The sequence below is a fragment of the Paenibacillus sp. FSL K6-1122 genome (assembly GCF_037977015.1).
GTDB lineage: Bacteria > Bacillota > Bacilli > Paenibacillales > Paenibacillaceae > Paenibacillus > Paenibacillus amylolyticus.
This window is the reverse complement of record NZ_CP150272.1, coordinates 1,954,341-1,970,591: the sequence shown is the minus strand read 5'-3', so window position 1 is coordinate 1,970,591 and position 16,251 is coordinate 1,954,341. Positions and strand designations below refer to the sequence as shown.

General features: G+C 48.4%; 19 protein-coding genes. 2 read left to right on the top strand and 17 right to left on the bottom strand.

Annotated elements, in window-relative coordinates:
- Positions 1 to 20: 20 nt before the first annotated feature.
- Positions 21 to 809, bottom strand: a complete 789-nt coding sequence (locus NSQ20_RS08895) for a DUF3891 family protein (RefSeq protein ID WP_036610214.1) — start codon at positions 807 to 809, stop codon at positions 21 to 23.
- Positions 810 to 992: 183 nt separating this feature from the next.
- On the opposite strand from NSQ20_RS08895, the gene coaA reads away from it, so the two are divergent.
- Both coaA and NSQ20_RS08885 read left to right on the top strand, forming a co-directional pair.
- The gene (gene coaA, locus NSQ20_RS08890) at positions 993 to 1,922 is read left to right on the top strand and encodes a type I pantothenate kinase (protein ID WP_036610217.1); all 930 of its coding nucleotides are present in this window, start codon (positions 993 to 995) and stop codon (positions 1,920 to 1,922) included.
- A 64-nt stretch (positions 1,923 to 1,986) separates the two neighbouring features.
- Positions 1,987 to 2,349 (top strand): DUF423 domain-containing protein, encoded by a 363-nt coding sequence (locus NSQ20_RS08885; RefSeq protein WP_036610220.1) that lies wholly within the window; start codon positions 1,987 to 1,989, stop codon positions 2,347 to 2,349.
- 68 nt (positions 2,350 to 2,417) lie between these two features.
- Here NSQ20_RS08885 and NSQ20_RS08880 read toward each other — a convergent pair whose 3' ends face one another.
- The 16 genes from NSQ20_RS08880 to NSQ20_RS08805 form a co-directional block, all read right to left on the bottom strand.
- Positions 2,418 to 2,969, bottom strand: a complete 552-nt coding sequence (locus NSQ20_RS08880) for a histidine phosphatase family protein (RefSeq protein ID WP_340032299.1) — start codon at positions 2,967 to 2,969, stop codon at positions 2,418 to 2,420.
- A gap of 24 nt (positions 2,970 to 2,993) precedes the next feature.
- Complete coding sequence (gene murI, locus NSQ20_RS08875) at positions 2,994 to 3,776, bottom strand: glutamate racemase (RefSeq protein WP_076327068.1); 783 nt, start codon at positions 3,774 to 3,776, stop codon at positions 2,994 to 2,996.
- A 247-nt stretch (positions 3,777 to 4,023) separates the two neighbouring features.
- Complete coding sequence (locus tag NSQ20_RS08870; protein WP_076327069.1) at positions 4,024 to 4,410, bottom strand: hypothetical protein; 387 nt, start codon at positions 4,408 to 4,410, stop codon at positions 4,024 to 4,026.
- Between the two features lie 26 nt (positions 4,411 to 4,436).
- Positions 4,437 to 4,754 (bottom strand): GNAT family N-acetyltransferase, encoded by a 318-nt coding sequence (locus NSQ20_RS08865; RefSeq protein WP_340032298.1) that lies wholly within the window; start codon positions 4,752 to 4,754, stop codon positions 4,437 to 4,439.
- 152 nt (positions 4,755 to 4,906) lie between these two features.
- Complete coding sequence (locus tag NSQ20_RS08860; RefSeq protein WP_282318810.1) at positions 4,907 to 5,575, bottom strand: GNAT family N-acetyltransferase; 669 nt, start codon at positions 5,573 to 5,575, stop codon at positions 4,907 to 4,909.
- Positions 5,576 to 5,625: 50 nt separating this feature from the next.
- Entirely contained in the window at positions 5,626 to 5,994 is a 369-nt protein-coding gene (locus NSQ20_RS08855) for a hypothetical protein (RefSeq protein ID WP_076327072.1), read from the bottom strand.
- A 100-nt stretch (positions 5,995 to 6,094) separates the two neighbouring features.
- Positions 6,095 to 6,970, bottom strand: coding sequence for a serine/threonine-protein kinase (locus NSQ20_RS08850; protein WP_076327073.1), 876 nt, complete (start codon positions 6,968 to 6,970; stop codon positions 6,095 to 6,097).
- Positions 6,967 to 7,545, bottom strand: coding sequence for a GNAT family N-acetyltransferase (locus tag NSQ20_RS08845; protein WP_076252494.1), 579 nt, complete (start codon positions 7,543 to 7,545; stop codon positions 6,967 to 6,969). Before NSQ20_RS08845 ends, NSQ20_RS08850 begins: the two co-directional genes overlap by 4 nt.
- Positions 7,542 to 8,123: a DJ-1/PfpI family protein gene (locus tag NSQ20_RS08840; protein WP_017689696.1), complete on the bottom strand. Its 582-nt coding sequence runs from the start codon at positions 8,121 to 8,123 to the stop codon at positions 7,542 to 7,544. Before NSQ20_RS08840 ends, NSQ20_RS08845 begins: the two co-directional genes overlap by 4 nt.
- Positions 8,124 to 8,337: 214 nt before the next feature.
- Positions 8,338 to 9,258, bottom strand: a complete 921-nt coding sequence (locus NSQ20_RS08835) for an SDR family oxidoreductase (protein WP_340032297.1) — start codon at positions 9,256 to 9,258, stop codon at positions 8,338 to 8,340.
- Positions 9,259 to 9,327: 69 nt separating this feature from the next.
- Positions 9,328 to 10,656 carry a F390 synthetase-related protein gene (locus tag NSQ20_RS08830; RefSeq protein WP_340032296.1) on the bottom strand — a complete coding sequence of 443 codons (1,329 nt, stop codon included), beginning with the start codon at positions 10,654 to 10,656 and terminating at the stop codon, positions 9,328 to 9,330.
- On the bottom strand, positions 10,653 to 11,513 hold the full coding sequence (locus NSQ20_RS08825; RefSeq protein ID WP_340032295.1) for an MBL fold metallo-hydrolase: 861 nt from the start codon (positions 11,511 to 11,513) through the stop codon (positions 10,653 to 10,655). Before NSQ20_RS08825 ends, NSQ20_RS08830 begins: the two co-directional genes overlap by 4 nt.
- Positions 11,507 to 12,502 carry an SDR family NAD(P)-dependent oxidoreductase gene (locus NSQ20_RS08820; protein ID WP_340032294.1) on the bottom strand — a complete coding sequence of 332 codons (996 nt, stop codon included), beginning with the start codon at positions 12,500 to 12,502 and terminating at the stop codon, positions 11,507 to 11,509. Before NSQ20_RS08820 ends, NSQ20_RS08825 begins: the two co-directional genes overlap by 7 nt.
- Positions 12,499 to 13,791 (bottom strand): ATP-grasp domain-containing protein, encoded by a 1,293-nt coding sequence (locus NSQ20_RS08815; RefSeq protein ID WP_340032293.1) that lies wholly within the window; start codon positions 13,789 to 13,791, stop codon positions 12,499 to 12,501. Before NSQ20_RS08815 ends, NSQ20_RS08820 begins: the two co-directional genes overlap by 4 nt.
- Positions 13,781 to 14,782 carry a beta-ketoacyl-ACP synthase III gene (locus NSQ20_RS08810; protein ID WP_047842224.1) on the bottom strand — a complete coding sequence of 334 codons (1,002 nt, stop codon included), beginning with the start codon at positions 14,780 to 14,782 and terminating at the stop codon, positions 13,781 to 13,783. The genes NSQ20_RS08815 and NSQ20_RS08810 overlap by 11 nt, the downstream gene beginning before the upstream one ends.
- A gap of 501 nt (positions 14,783 to 15,283) precedes the next feature.
- On the bottom strand, positions 15,284 to 16,174 hold the full coding sequence (locus tag NSQ20_RS08805) for a TIGR01777 family oxidoreductase (protein ID WP_076327078.1): 891 nt from the start codon (positions 16,172 to 16,174) through the stop codon (positions 15,284 to 15,286).
- Positions 16,175 to 16,251: the final 77 nt, after the last annotated feature.

Below are 16,251 nucleotides of genomic sequence, written 5' to 3'. Positions count from 1 at the left end.
AAGCCTGGAGTTTCCAGTTCTCAGTTCAATTCCGTAATCAACACCCGGCGTTCCTTCCATTCAGCCCGGCGATAAGCCTGTTGCATACCAAATTTGCGGATACTTGCCTTTGGTACCGATTTATATGGTAAAACGATCGTAAAGTCCTCATCAAACGGGAAAAAAGACAGGCCTACTTTTTCATTGGATAACCACTCTGCCTGAATCGGTTGTCTGGAACAGGCATCAAATGTACAACTGAGCCCTTCTGCAAAAAAATCATAACGCGCAGCAGGTGTTCCAGGTTCCTCCATACAGAGAAACAGACTGAGCTGATCACAGAAAAGCATGATCTCCACATCACTTTGCAGCCTCTGTTTCAATGCTTCAGCATCACCACCAAGCTGTTTCTCCCAATCCAGCTGACGTTCGTGTTCTTGTTGCAGATAATCTCGGATGTCATCATCATCCTGAGCATTGGCCCCCAGATTTTTCTGAAATAGTTCCGTGTACATCAAGCTACACAATAATCCGGCGTAGAGGTTTTTCTGACGAACTTCTTCAATCCCTTTATGGTAGAATACAAAACGCGGACGCAATGGAAAGTCACGAAACGAATACGGCGATTGACTGTAATCATTCCAGAACGGAGACGAATCCAGTTCAATCCAGCCACGGTCATGTTCCTTGGCCGCTAGAATCAATTCATCCCGATGCGCAGCATCGGATAATAATTCATTTTTCCAGTGGGAAGCCATCTCTCCGGCTACTAATCCATGCTCATGCTGTGCGGTCAAAACAAAATCATGCTCTCTCTCATATACGATCATGTGCTGTCACCCTTCCGCATGGTATACGTTGACTTTAACATAAATTGGGTTAAACTTTCCTAGTAAGTTGTTTTTCGCTCCATTTTGACGAAAGGCACAATGTAAAGGTGTTGTCAGTTTCCTGAAATTTGATACACTAAAGGTTGTGTCCACAATTATATTACATACAGAAAGCGGGATCTCATGAATTTATACTCTCCTTACATCGAGTTTAACCGCAAGGAATGGGCTGAACTTAAAGAACATCAGACCACTCTTCCACTGACGGAAGCCGAATTAGAACAGTTAAAGGGATTGAATGAAGAGGTATCGATTCAAGAAGTCGAAGATATATACTTGCCTCTTACCCACTTTATTGACCTATATGCAAGAGTTTCACGAGAGCTGAATCAACTGACGGCCTCCTTTATGAAAAAAGAAGCCCTCCCCACTCCCTACATCATTGGAATCGGGGGGAGTGTTGCCGTGGGCAAAAGTACAGCGGCCCGCTTACTACAGGCACTGCTCGCCAGAGGTAAGAATAGCCCGAAGGTTGACCTTGTCACAACCGACGGTTTCTTATATCCCAATGCGGTGCTGCAAGAGAAGGGCATCATGAACCGCAAGGGATTCCCGGAAAGTTATGATATCAAATCCCTGATTCAGTTCATGGGTGATGTGAAATCTGGCAAACCCGAAGTGAAAGCACCCGTCTACTCTCACCTCGCCTACGATGTCATTCAAGGAGAAGAGAAGCAGATCTGTCAACCGGATATTCTCATTATTGAAGGTATCAATGTACTTCAGATCAAAAAGGAAACGCCTTTGCTGGTTAGTGATTTCTTCGATTTTTCCATCTACATTGATGCGGAAGAAGAACATATAAGGCACTGGTACGTTGAGCGTTTCAAGCTACTCCGCAATACAGCGTTCCAGAACACAGATTCCTTTTTCCATCAACGATTCGCCAATATCGATGAAGAAGAAACCGTGCGTACGGCCAACCAGATCTGGCAAGATATCAATGCCAAAAACCTGCATGAAAACATTTTGCCAACCAAAGGACGTGCCAGACTGATTCTGAAAAAGGAAGCCGATCACTCCATTGGGCAGATTCAATTGCGCAAACTGTAGACAACACTCGTGCAGTAAACTTTGATGTTATATCTAATTACCCTTAAAAGGAGAGAAAAACACATTGCAAACCCTGATTATACTCGGCAGTATTATGATGTTCCTGGCTGTTGCATTGGGTGCTTTTGGCGCACACGCGCTCAAGCGCAAATTATCCGCTGACATGATCAAAATCTATGAAACCGGTGTTCAATATCACCTCATCCACGGACTTGGCATCATCCTGATCGGACTGCTGGCAGACCGTCTTGAATCCTCTTCACTCGTCATGCTTGCCGGATGGCTGATGTTCGCCGGGATTATCCTGTTCTCTGGCAGCCTGTACGTTTTAAGTGTGACGGGTGTTCGCAAATTGGGAGCCGTTACCCCACTTGGCGGAGTCGCATTTTTGGCTGGATGGGTTATGATCATGATTGCTGCATTGTAATATGCCCCGTGGATAAACGAAAAGAGTGTTCTGGCTGATATAATATCGCTGGAGCACTCTTTTGCTGTTTAATCTGTCCAGATTCTTCGAATGGTGGACAGCCCTGCATCCGGTCGTTGTCTCTCCAGCACATACACATCCGGGTTAGACAGTTTGGTCCACTCTTCATAACCAAAGGATGGTTCATACTCACGAATAAGCAGTGATAACAAGTTTCCATGTGTAACCACGGCCGCGTGCTGTTCCGGTCTGCTCCACAACTCTTCCAGTAGTGCCAGCCCCCTTGCAGCCGCGTTTCTCGAAGATTCCCCGCCTTCTTCCATCCAATCCACATCATCGTATGCACGTTTCAGTACATCCATCCAGTTAGGCAGATCAAGAGAGCTAAGTACCCTCTCCTGAAGACGTTCATCCGTATGTATATGTTGCATCATTGCTATGCCCAGTGGCATAGCCGTCTGAACGGCCCTTTTCCATGGACTGGAGACAATATACGTTATGGAATGATGAGCCAAGATATCTGCAAGTTTTTCAGCCTGCCTGATCCCTTCATCAGTAAGCTCTGCATGGGGTTCCTGCCCTGTGGCCTTGGCGTGACGGATAAGATAAATGGACTGCATAGCTATCACCTCCTATGGTGTAACTTACTTGGAGTTCATCTCAAGATATTGAAGTGCACTGTACATCTTCTCCTGCTCTTCCGGTCGGCCTGATGAACTGAGGAAAGTGACCTGTTCCCCTGTTCTGTCTCCATGTTGAGCCACCAGTCCAAGCCGCTGCTTCAGATGGTTCACTGTGCCTTTACTGCCATCAATGATCTGTATATGATCGGGCAGAACCGTGCGCAGAATGGACGTATAGAATGGATAATGCGTGCAACCAAGCACCACTGTGCCATACCCATGAACATCAACATCTGCCAGCTTGAACCGGAAATAATCAGCGATTTTGCCCGGATCAAAATCCAGCTGTTCACACCACTCCACAAGTTCCGGCAACGCAATGGAATCCACACTGTGGTGATCATCAACACGTGATACCAGTTCGTTATACTTGGTTTGGCTCAAGGTGAGGGCCGTAGCAAATACAAGCACCCTCTTCCCACTGTTGCGATTCATCTCCACGGCTGGTTTCACTGCAGGCTCCATGCCAATGATCGGGATATCATACTTGGCGCGCAGATCCTTCACAGCCAGACTTGTTGCTGTATTACAAGCAATCACGATGGCTTGAACATCCTCCTGAACGATGGCTTCCACACAATCAAAAATATGTCCTCTAACCTCATCCGCAGACTTCGTTCCATAGGGGACATGCAAGGTATCTGCGTAATACAGAAATTTTTCTTCCGGAAACTGTTGTAATGCCTTATGCAAAACGGTTAAACCACCGATGCCTGAATCAAAAAAAGCAATTTTCTTTTTCAAGGATTTCACCTCTATAATGTATTCTTTCGGGTTCCAAGAACCTCTCAATGCTGCTCATGCTGACTGGAGGTGAGGTTTGTACTTCCGGCTCATCACACACTACAGTGCTTGACGGCTTGCGGGAACCATTCCGGTTACGGATCGTTCTTCTGATCGGAGACAAAGGCGAACGCTATCGCTTCTTCAGAATCGATTCCGCCCCCTCCATTACTTCCGCTAAGTCAGGTACTATAGAGAAGATGAGCCATTATTCTACGCTCATTTTATACTGTCTGAGCCAGTCCTTGCCACTATGCCACGCCTCTACAGGGTTAAGCTCTCCGAGCATTTCAGTACTTGCCTGAGCCATGATCCATTCCTTGAGACCATTATCCGGACTGGATTCGAGCTGCTGTAGCAGGAAAGGCAGTCCTGCCTCCCCCGTATTCAAGATGTCGTCGTAAGCCTCCCGGTTACCAGCAATATAATCATTCGGATTGCTGCTGGTCAGGAGGACAGGGTCGCTAACCATCTGCTGCAGGTTGCTTTCAATCGATGCTGTTAATGCTTGGTCTTCTGTCCGAATCGAACATGCTGCTACCGTCAATGCTGTGCATACGGATAACAAACCCAGAATCAGTCTTCTCCGATTCACTGTACCACTCCTTTCAACAACGAGAGTTATAGAACAAGTTCCCATTGTTCTTCGGTAAGCTCCTGACCTGACAACATCTGCTTGCGAACTTCCTTCACTTCAAAGCCCACAGATTGATATAATCTACGCGCGCCGATCAAAGACTCATTGGTCCACAGGATCACGGATGTGTAGTCCTTTTCTTTTGCAAAAAGAATTGCCTGTTTGATAAGCTCCCCGCCCCATCCTGCACCACGTGCTTCCGGTTCGATCAAAAACCAGCGAAGTTGAGCCGTATTTTCATTCACCTGAGTAAGTCCTATGGAGCCGGAAGCTGTCTGATCTAACTCAACAATCCATAACATCTACCTCCAATGATTGCCTTTAAGTCCAAACGAATTCACCGCGTTGGTGATAAATTCAGCAAAGCTATGATCATAATTATACTCGTTTCGATAAATTCGGATATGCGCTTCAATGACATACTTCAGATCCTTTTGTACGAAAGTGCGAATCATCAGACATCACAGTCCTTCCTCAAATCCACAGTTGTGATACTGAAATCCACACCGAACTGAATTAATCCGAGTTTACGGGCAACTTGCTGTGAAGCAAGATTATCCCAAGATGTACTGTAGATTGGCATGCGTCCACGCTCCTTGACATAATACTGCCAGCACTTTACTGTCTCCGCTGCATATCCATGTCCTCTATAACCGGGGGCCGTATACAGACTCGCTTCCGCCCCATGATCGGAGAGCCTTGCGGAGCAGCACACTGCCACAGCAGAATCCCCAATAACATAAGCGGCAACAGGGCTTTTTTCATATAAGTGATCTGTTAATTCAGGAAAATGCTCTGCCAGCAAATAACGCTGCTCCTGACCAATCAACTGAACCTTCTGATTCCACTCGTAAGATATCTCAGGAAAAGCATAGGCGGGTCCCATCCACACACGGTTAACTAGCTCAAAGGTTTCCACCTTGCGAATTAGTTTCGGAATATCCAACGGAAGCTCGCAATCCTTCCCCAACTCATCCATTAGATCCGGCGGTAACTGCTCATGATAATAGATCAGTGAACTGGCAGAAGTCATACCGATAAAAATGGCTGGAGCCTGCCCACCACCCGGCTCGTTGATGCTTAATAGACGCTGCTGCTCGTTGATCGTATATAAAGTACTCACCTGTATTTTCAACATTTCCATAGACGACAGGTTCGATTTTGGAACCATAACTAAGAAGTTAACCTTTGCAATAATCGTTTGCCTACACTGCCTTTACCAGCTTCCTGTTGCTCCAGAAATTCGGATAATTGACGTAATTCTGCAGGACGATATCCAGCCCCGCACCCGCAATTATGATAGGTATAACCATGACGGTACAGCATCATCACTTTGGTCCATTGTTTGGTATCATTTTGCTTGGGCGCCTGGAAATCGTGTCCCATGCTAACCATAGATGTGGCACATTGCGGGCATTTATATTCAAGTTGTGCCACCACCTCAGGGCTCAGGTCATGTCTGGAAACTTGTTTAAATGATTTGCGACAAATGAAACATGCATAGATGTCTTTATATGGTCCTGACAAGGCATATCTGCACATCATCTGCACCCCCTTAATAATTTCCATTATACGGGATTTCACACACGTATACGAATGGATTTTGCACATTTGCGAAAATTCCACCACTCACTCATTGACCTTAAATCGTAGCTTGTTTCCAGGCCTCACCAAGTTCCGCAATCGATGCGTACCGCTCGGACCGATCATCGCTCACTGCACGTATCACAACCTGATACAATGCTTCTCCGGCATCCCATCTGTCATAAGAACGATCTTTCTCCCCACCAAGCAACCCAAACGCCATTGCCCCCATGTTGAATACATTGGTAACCGCATCTATGGGTGCACCCAACTCAAATTCCTCAGGGGACATAAAGCGGGAAGATCCCCACATGCGCCCCATGGTATTGGTAAAAGAGCCCTTCCGATACAAGTCGATATCACAAATTTTCATAAAGTTTCTGTCAAAATCATAGATCAGACTGCCATCATACAAATCAACAGCCACATAACCTCTTCGTTCCACCTCGATATGAAAATTCAGAATCTGCTCCATTGCCCGAATGCGTGTCTCAACAGGAAGCTGTCTGAACCGATAGTAGGGCGAACGCGGATCTTCATATTTGGCCGGAGGCGGAAAATACCAGTGGGAATGCAAACACTCCCCATCCACCCAATCGAATACACAGGCATACCCCTCATCCGTTGCAAAATGATCCGTTAGTCGAATCAACGTGTCATGCGCCAAATCTTCGTAAACGGAAACAGATGATTTCAGATTACGAATGGCTTCCGGGGGACTTCCCGTATGATTCGCATGAATTGTATGTGCTCCCGCATATTTAACGAACAATCGCTTTCCATCCTTTTGCACAATACCAAAAGAGAGATTCCCTGAATCCTGCTGATCGAATACGCGAAAGACCGTACCCAAGGGCTGTAACCAGTCGAAAGAATGAGACTCTTTTAAGACAAAGGAAACACCGTCGATCTCAAGTTCAAATTGATCTGTCATCGGACTCCTCCTGTGCTGGTATCTTCATTCAATGTTGAATGCTCCGTGTAAAAGTAATTCATATGCGCCTCATCATATCCCTGACCGTTGACTTCCAATGCGTTACGCTCGATGCCGAAAACTTCAAATCCATATCGCTCGTATAAACGTCGGGCTGATTCATTCGTTGTCACTACACTCAGATTAATCTGCTTGATGCCTTCCAGATGTCTTCCACGATCCAGCACCTCGCGGAGCAAGAGCGAAGCCAGCCCACTTCCCCGATATGGCGGAGCAACATAGACGCCCCAGATCATGCCTTTGTGCCTGAGCTTTAGGCCATATTCTCTTTTGAAACCCATCATTCCCGCCAAGGTTCCTTCTTCTGTGTATGCTCCCAGAATATAATCATCCGGTTCATTATGTATGCGCTCCTGCACTTCACTCATGGGGAGTTGAATGGACAACTCGAACGAAGCCCCGAAGGCTTCAGGATGTGTTTTCAGTGCTTCCAGTCGCAAAGGCCAGTAGATGTCTGCTTCATCCCGCTGAATATTGCGAATGATATAAGTCTCTTGCTTGCGATCTGCATTCATTCTTCGACCACTCCCTGCATCTCATAAGGATAATCGATCTGAAGTTTTACATTCGCTGCCGCTTCCTGTCCTGCAAGCAACCCAACAACATAAATCCCAAGGTCAATGGACGTGGCCACACCACCGGCAGTAATTACATTTCCATCTTTTACAATCCGCTTCTGAATCACCTCGGTGACATACGGCTCAAGCAAATTATATGCACGGGGATGTGTTGTTGCTTTTTTGCCGGATAAAAAACCAGCCGCACCCAGCAGCAGAGAGCCTGTGCACACCGAAACCTTCAAAGGCACAGACTCAGCCTGTTTCAGCCAACCTACAAAGGCCTCGTCATATCGAAGCTTGCGCGTTCCCATGCCTCCGGGGATAAACACGAGATCATATTCCGATAGGTCAGGCTTCACTCGATCCACCTTCAACGTTAGACCAGACTCATCCGTGACCTGATCTGTCATGGCACAGGTTTCCCACGTCGTTCCTTTGGTAGGTTCAAAGAAATTCAACCGATTGATCACATCATAAAACCCTGCAAAATCAAGGAAAGTCAGTCCATCAAACAAAACGAATGCCATTTTCATTGGTAACCTCCGCGTTTTAATTTGGAGCATCCTGATTATGTTTCTGATTCCGATCCCGTTCCATTGCTTCCTTCACCCAGTCACGCGCTGGCAGCTTACTATTGATATGAAAGAGCAGACCCACAATCGCAAGAAGTAAAATAATGACGATAAATTCAAATATGGCTAACCCCTCCCATTCGGAAATTACGCAATCGTGACTCGTACCTTATCTCTATTTTAATCCACGGGCGATGATCCACTCCAGCCACTTCCAGGGTAGCAGTACTTTACCTATGATGAGCACACGCGAACCTTTTCCCAAAGCATATCGAAGTCTTGGTGCACGCATCCGTGCAATTCGGCCAATCAGATCAGCTACCTCCTGTGGATCAGGTGCCGTCTCGCTCGCATGTTTGGAATAACGAAGAACCGCGTCCAGCTTATGCTTATACGGAGAGTCCTCGCTCTGGTGAATCTCACCCAAACCTTTATTCCAGATTGGCGTGCGATAAGAGCCTGGCTCAACCAATACCACCCGAACACCAAACGAAGACATCTCATGGCGCAGACTTTCCGTGAATCCTTCCACAGCGAATTTGGAGGCAGCATAAGGCGCATACCCTGGAAAACCGGACAAACCACTGACACTGGACAAGTTAACAATTAACCCCTGCTTCTGTTCACGCATCACAGGCAGGACCGCACGTGTCACGGCGATTAATCCAAATAGATTCGTTTCCATCTGGCGCCGCCAATCCTCCATCGATACTTCCTCAATGAACCCGCCCACCGCAAATCCTGCATTGTTCACCAGCATGTCGATTCGGCCATTATTATGAAGTACGGACCGCACAGCTTTCTGCACGGATTCAGCATCGGTCACGTCCAGTTGCACATATTGCAAACGATCAGCTAACCCCGCCTGTTCAGCCAGTTTCACCAATTCTTCTCTTCGACTCAGATCACGCATTGTAGCAACAACAAGGTATCCCTGCTTGGCAAGGGTGATCGCGGTAAGCATACCAAAACCACTGGAGGTACCCGTAATTAAGGCCACCGGAGCGTTAGTTCCTTCCTTCGTCTTTTTCACTACATCAGAACCTGCATTAATCCGTCCCTGTCCGGCTTCTGTTAAGTTTTCCTCTACTGTCACGGTGTGTCCTTCTTTCCTCGGTAAATTACTTACTTCCCGTTCCTACCTATACCGCACGGCCCCTGCTGCTTAATCCGCCACTCCATTATGCCGTCTCTCCACCCTGCGCAGCTTCGTAAGTCCCGGTTCAAACGTATACGGTACAAATCTGATCTCAGGTAAGGTGCATTCAAGCCGCTCTCCCAGCTTCATCAGTTCCAGCAGTACATTGGTCTCAACCTGAGCCATCACTGCGTTCCCGCCAAGTCGAAGGGATACCTCCATTGTTCCGTCCCCTTGCTGCACCACACGATAATGTTCAATATCCGGCGAAGCCCCAATGACCGAACGGGTAACGAAATCCGGAAAGACCGGTACCGCCTCACCCGTATGCATGTTTGAAAAATAAAGCGTGTCATCACAGCGGCCTTCAATCCGCTCAATGGCAGTAAACGGGGAACCACAGGCACATGGCAGCGCCGCCTCGGTCAGAATATCATTCAACCGATATCGGATGATCGGCTGTGATGTTCTGGAGAAGTCCGTAATAATGGGCACGAACCGTCGGGTGGCGGGATCAATGAACTCTTTTTCAATATGCACGATATCTTCATTCAAATGCAGTGTGCCATAACGACAGGTTGCACCCAGGAACCCTTCTGTGCACTGATAGACTTGATGAACGGTCTGTCCGAAGACCCGCTCCAACACCTTGCGATCCAGGGGGTCCAGCACCTCGGCAACAGAGATGATTTTATCCGGTACAGCAGTCAGATATCCTACCACATACGCATCCGCCAACAGACGCAGCATGGATGGAGGAGCCACCCACACGGTAGGTTGGTAGGTTTCCAGCCGCTTAACCAAGGTCTCCACACGTTCCAGCAGATCAAAGTACTGAAACTGCAATTTGCCACGTTGCACCGATTCATACAGATTACTGTTGGCCCGCAGGAAAAACGCAATCTTCGCAGGTTTCCACAGTCCACCAGGCAACAACTTGGCCAGCACCGTACCCGTCCACGCATCCTGCTCCCGATCACTCACCAGAAATATCCCCCGGTTCCCTGACGTGCCCGAAGACAGTCCAACCGTCACGCCTTGAATGGAAGGTTTGAAATCACGTGTTTCTTCACTTTCACCTGCAAGAGCCAGAGCTTTGTCCTTGGTAATACCCACCGTGTTCAGTGTATCAAAATGTTCCATCATGGTTGATTTGTCAATCAACGGAAAGCTTCTCCAGTCGGTTGCGTCCACGCCACCCCACCACTTCCGGTAAAACGGAGATCGGGCACGGATCTGATGAACATGCCGAATAATCCGGCGCTCTTGCCAGCGCTCAAGTTGTTCTCGTGTTTTCCATGTTCGCAGCCCACGTGCGAGTGCATAATGAACCACAATACGAAAGGTATTACTCATCGTTTCGGCCCTCCTGTACCCCAAGCGTCCAGTACATCTCGACAATGACTCGGCACAATCCGAATGTGGGGAAATTGCTGATGCAGCTGAACCAGCTTGTCAAAGTTACGATTGTATTCCTGTCGATTCGACATGATGATTCCAGCAAGAATGTTCGGTCTGCGCTGTTCACGAAAAGCCCGACTCGACCACACCGCGTCCGCGCACAGGAAATAGTCATGTTCTTCCGTACGCAGCAGGAGTCCCATCATGCCTTCTGCATGACCGGATACATCCACCCCCAGCAGACTGCCATCGCCAAAGATATCGTAGACCTCATCAAAAGGGAACTCTTCCCCCGCTCTTGTCCATCGCTCAGGCTGACGCGTAACAGGCCATGATCTGGCCATAAAATTCTTGGGTAACAACCCGGCAAGAAAACCTGCCTTTACAGCCGCAATTGAACCAAGTGAGCGCACAGCATCATAAGCTCTTGGCAGATAGATGAATTGTGCCTCCGGGAAATCACGTACACCCGCGATGTGATCGCCGTGAAAATGCGAGAGGATGATATACCGAATATCCGAAGCTTTCAGTCCAATATGAGCCAAAAAATGAACGGCACTATCCTCTTCACGATAGACCACAGGTGTAATATGACGATACAGTGCGTTAGGCAAATGAGCCGTTTCCTCGAAAAAGCGGGAACTATATCCTGTATCCAGCAGGATCGGTCCATGTACGGGATGAATGATGCAGGCAAATCCTGCCGGGAAAGGCACCGGGCTCAACCGACCACCGCGCAACGTCAGAAACTCTGGATGTGTACAGTAACCCGCCGCACCCAAATATAGTTTCACCGGAGTTGTTGTCAGCATGACTCAGCCCTCCACCAGTCTGCAAATTGTTGCAAACCCTCTTCAATAGATACCCGAGGGATGTACCCCAATCGCTCCCGTGCATCTGTAATATCCAATGTCTGTGGAATGGATAAGGAGCCGACTGTGTACCGTGTCAACGGAGGTTCACCCAACGCAGGAATAAAGCCATGAACTTGCTCCAGCAATGCTGCCGCTCCATATGCCGTCCGATAAGGAATGTTGCGACGACGCAATGGCATATCCAGCATGCCAAACAAGCTGCTTACCAACTCACTGAACGCCCTCGGATCGCCGTTGGAGATATTGTAAGCTCGGCCGAGCGCTTCGTCAGAGGCATCGCGGCACAACAACAAGGCATCCACCACATTATCCACACATGTCAGATCGATTAATGCCTGTCCACCACCGATCATCGGCACGCCCGATTTTGCGTTCGCTGCGACAATTCTGGGAAATAACGTCTGATCATATGGACCAAAGATCGCTCGCGGTCGAATCATGATCGATGGAAGTCCCTTCGCATGCCCCTCCATTACAACCTGCTCAGCGAGAAGCTTCGTGGCTGCATAATGATTGGCTGGTTTGGATGGCAACGGATCATTCTCATGTACGTTATATCGCGGATTGTAATTAAAATATATACTCGGAGTTGAGACATGTATGAATCGCTGTACCTCATTATGCAGGCATACATCTACAAGATTCTGCGTCCCTTCCACATTGCTGCTATAAAAGTCACGATATCGGCCCCATGGCGAGGATAGAGCTGCACAGTGAAACACCACATCCTGTCCCGTACACGCTTTGTTCACTGCAGCCTCATCCCGTATATCTCCATTCAGGAATCGGATTCCTGCCAACTCAAGTTCTGCACTAATCTTTGGCTGTCGGCCCATGGCAGTGACTTCCCATCCCTCTTTAGCAAGTCGTATCGCGAGATGCCTGCCCAGACATCCCGTAGCTCCTGTAACCAATGCTCTATTCATTGTTGTTCACCGTTCCATTCTATGTCATGAGTCAAAGCTTCAGTCAGCGAGCACTTCTGCGATCTTGCCAGACGCCATGCGGCTAGCACCACTCCGAATTGTTCAAATACAGGCTGGATATCCTGCCCTACATAGACCACATCCCTGGCTCCACGCCACGCAGCTATCCATGCACGGAGCTTCCTTTTGCCTAAGATCTGCTGCAACCCGCTTCCCAGCATGGGAAGCATGAGCATGGCTTTGCTGCCCCGTGCGGGCGTGATCATTTTTCCTTCCTTGACCAACGTCTCCGGTTCAGTCAATGCACGCACCAAGTCATCTCCGGGGTGAAACAGATGAATCCCACTCGTTGCCCTCGGATTACACTCAATCGCGTACACTCGCCTGTCCTGACCTTCTATAAAATCAAACCCAATCTGTCCGCTAAACCCCGTTGCCTGGGCAAATTGTCTCACCCACGCAAGGGCATCCTCATGTTCCACCTGTTCAAAAAAAACACTGGCTCCCACGCTTCCTGTACGATAGCGACTGTCGTAAGTGGCATGTGCAACCAGTTGCCCTTCATGCGCTATGCTGTATGTACATAACATCTGACCAGGAATGTAGGCCTGTGCAACCCAAGGTGAAATAGATGATAGTGCTACCTCGTCCGGAGGGTCGTTACGGAAATGTCGACGTTTCTTTTCACTTACGTTTCCTTCCTGATCCGTCCCTGCCCTAGCCTCATCGTTCATGAGTGTTGGCATGCGAACTTTGGCTGCAAAGCGGGAATACACCGGTTTCCATACCCAATCTCCTACTTTTCCCAGAACAGACTGAGCTTCCATCCATTCCTGCCGACTGTGGATCAGACGTGTATCCGGAACCGAAAGACCGAGTGACCCTGCAAGCTGGATAAAATCATATTTATGGTGCAGCTCATGCAGCTGCTCCAGAGTTGTAACCAGAACACGGCAATATGCACGCAATCTGTCTGCCCCTTGGGCAACATAGAAGACTTCTTCACACATCGGAATCAACAGGTCGATCTGCCAATCCTGTGCCAACCGTTCCAGCTCTGCCAGATACGCACGTGTGTCATGACGTGGCGACGGGACCACAGCGCACTGTTCCACTGCACGAGATAATCTGGTCAGATGCCGTACGGCACTCTCCGCGACATAGACCCGATGGCCTGCCCGATGAAGCATGCGTGCCAGATCCAGCGTTACGGGAGCCCTTCCTCCTGTAAGCAGCACACGGAGAGAAGCAACTGTACGATGTCTGGTTTCCCCAGATCTAGTAGTCAAAAATGAGTCCTCCCAATGATAATCCGGCAGCCGTGCCAATCATCAACACCCGATCACCACGCTGAATACGCTGTTGTCTAATCGCTTCATGCAGACCCATCGGGATCGATGCCGCAATCGTATTGCCGTGATTTCGTGTGATGTCCATAAACCGATCTTCAGCAATGCCAAGCTTCTTGCGAATCAGTCTCATCGCCATGGCACTTCCCTGATGGGGAATGACCAATTGGAAATCCTCCATTCGATTCCCGGTCGCCTGCAGCATATCACCAATGAAGCCAGGCAAAAGTCTGGATGCCATGCGGAAGATCGCCTGTCCATCCATATGAAAAAGGTAGGGTTCAGGCTGATCCGCCTTATAATTCGAAGCATGCAGCCGTGTACCTCCACCTGCAATCTCCGAGAAGCGAGCACCTCGGCTGTAGGTTTGAAGGGAAGCATGTACAATCTGAGAGGATGACCCTTCAGGCGAACGCTCAATAATAACAGCGGCCGCTCCATCTCCGAACAGGGCCGCACTTTCTTTATCCGACCAATTCAGTCCGGCTGAGGCAATCTCAGTGGCTACGAGCAGTACTCGCTGGTAACGTCCAGCATCTACCATATAGGAAATCACATCCAGTCCGTTCAGGAAACTTAGGCAGGTTGCATCCATATCAAAGGCAGGTACGCCCGAATCTTGCTGCCCCATGGCCTGCTGGATAAATACCGCCGTACTTGGCAACGGTTGTTCCTTCGTGCCACTGGTACACACCAGACAGTCGATATCACTAAATTGTAATCCTGCATCCGCCAGTGCAGCTTCCGCAGCCCGTGCGCCCATGAAAGAGGAGGTTTCTTCACCCGAAGCATAATGACGTACACCTACGCCTGTAGCTTTGCTAACCCAGCCCGCAGGCACGTCCAAGCGGCGATCCAGTTCCTCATCGGTGACTTCCTGTTCAGGCAGGTACTTCCCTGTTCCCGCGATCCTTACTCTTCTAAGTTGCATTTCCCCAACCTCTTTCTGTTCATCTGACTGATATATAAGTTCGTATTCAAAAAGACCGGTTTTCAGTACCGAGAAGATGGGATGAAGCTAGAAATGGAGTAGCGGAGCGTAGGAAAACTACGTGAGCAACGGACATTTCGGCTGAATTCCATATTCGATGCTGATGATGCCGATAGGCATCCTTCGTAATCAAAAGCGGACTTTTTGAAAAACCTCTATAAGTTCAGCTAATTAGTATTTACACAGACACTGCGATGACAGAACAACTTTCCAATCGCTGTTATCCCCAGATTTTTTTGATTCCCTTCTTAAAAAGGGAAAATCCGGGGATAAGCATATGCTTCCGATGCAGCTTTCTTTCAGAAAGCTTTTAGGCGACCGCTTCGCTTCTTCAAGTTATTTCTATCCTCTCCGTTATCGTGTAAATGTTTAGTTGAACATATATAACAAAAGGGCAGATGCCTCTGCCCTTCCTGTTGTGTTTTCTTTTGTTATGAAATGTTATTTCTTCTTATTCAAAATCTCGGCAAGAGCGGTATCTAGTGTACCGTATGTGAACGTGAAGCCTTCCCTCTCCAATCGCTCGGGAATCACCCAACGGCTTTTGAGAACCAGTTCCGTCTCGGTCTGAATAAAACGTGCGCCCACTTCAAGCATCCAGCGAGGAGAAGGTAGTCCGATCCGAACACCCATCTGTTCTCTCAGACGCGCCATTAGCTCCCGATTCGTCACCGGATGCGGAGAGGACGCATTGAACACACCATTCAAGTGTGGATGCTCTTGCAGATAAATTACCATGCGGAAGAGATCCTCGATATGAATCCAGCTGAACTGCTGTGTTCCTGCGCCTTGAGATCCTCCCAGTCCAAAACGGACGAGGTTCGTCATGGGCACCATAACGCCGCCCTCGCCCAGCACAATCGCAATCCGCAGTGCAATCTGACGCGTAGACGGCAGACTGAATTCAAAGAAGGCCTGTTCCCATGCCTTGGCAACGTCGACCGAGAATCCGGAGCCAATCTCGCCCTCTTTTTCCGTCATGGGACGATCTTCAGCATGTCTGTATATGGTCGCTGTACTCGAATTAATCCATAGTTCAGGAGGATGATTACAAGCCAGGACGGCTTCGCCGAGAATGCGCGTTGTCCGGGTTCTGGATTCCAGAATGACTTTGCGATTCTCATCCGTATAACGGCAGTTCACCGATTTACCTGCCAGGTTAATCAACATTTCTGCTTCTTCCAGTGCCCCTATAATTCCTGCACGATCCTCCCAGGCAATATGACCGGGCTGACGCGAGATAATTAACACCTCATAACCTAGTTTCTTAAATCTTTGGGCAAAATCCTGTCCGACAAATCCCGTTCCACCAGCTAATACAACCTTCTTCACGGTATCCCCTCATTTCCCATACTGGGTAAAGAATTCGCAAGGTATAGATTGGAATGCTTATATACATGCAAAATGCA

What these genes read in the sequence shown, in the direction of transcription:
- NSQ20_RS08895 (WP_036610214.1), bottom strand. Translation starts at nt 809, where the DNA reads ATGATCGTATATGAGAGAGAGCATGATTTTGTTTTGACCGCACAGCAT.
- coaA (WP_036610217.1), top strand. Translation starts at nt 993, where the DNA reads ATGAATTTATACTCTCCTTACATCGAGTTTAACCGCAAGGAATGGGCT.
- NSQ20_RS08880 (WP_340032299.1), bottom strand. Translation starts at nt 2,969, where the DNA reads ATGCAGTCCATTTATCTTATCCGTCACGCCAAGGCCACAGGGCAGGAA.
- NSQ20_RS08865 (WP_340032298.1), bottom strand. Translation starts at nt 4,754, where the DNA reads ATGTTATGGATTGTTGAGTTAGATCAGACAGCTTCCGGCTCCATAGGA.
- NSQ20_RS08855 (WP_076327072.1), bottom strand. Translation starts at nt 5,994, where the DNA reads ATGTGCAGATATGCCTTGTCAGGACCATATAAAGACATCTATGCATGT.
- NSQ20_RS08850 (WP_076327073.1), bottom strand. Translation starts at nt 6,970, where the DNA reads ATGACAGATCAATTTGAACTTGAGATCGACGGTGTTTCCTTTGTCTTA.
- NSQ20_RS08845 (WP_076252494.1), bottom strand. Translation starts at nt 7,545, where the DNA reads ATGAATGCAGATCGCAAGCAAGAGACTTATATCATTCGCAATATTCAG.
- NSQ20_RS08840 (WP_017689696.1), bottom strand. Translation starts at nt 8,123, where the DNA reads ATGAAAATGGCATTCGTTTTGTTTGATGGACTGACTTTCCTTGATTTT.
- NSQ20_RS08830 (WP_340032296.1), bottom strand. Translation starts at nt 10,656, where the DNA reads ATGAGTAATACCTTTCGTATTGTGGTTCATTATGCACTCGCACGTGGG.
- NSQ20_RS08825 (WP_340032295.1), bottom strand. Translation starts at nt 11,513, where the DNA reads ATGCTGACAACAACTCCGGTGAAACTATATTTGGGTGCGGCGGGTTAC.
- NSQ20_RS08820 (WP_340032294.1), bottom strand. Translation starts at nt 12,502, where the DNA reads ATGAATAGAGCATTGGTTACAGGAGCTACGGGATGTCTGGGCAGGCAT.
- NSQ20_RS08810 (WP_047842224.1), bottom strand. Translation starts at nt 14,782, where the DNA reads ATGCAACTTAGAAGAGTAAGGATCGCGGGAACAGGGAAGTACCTGCCT.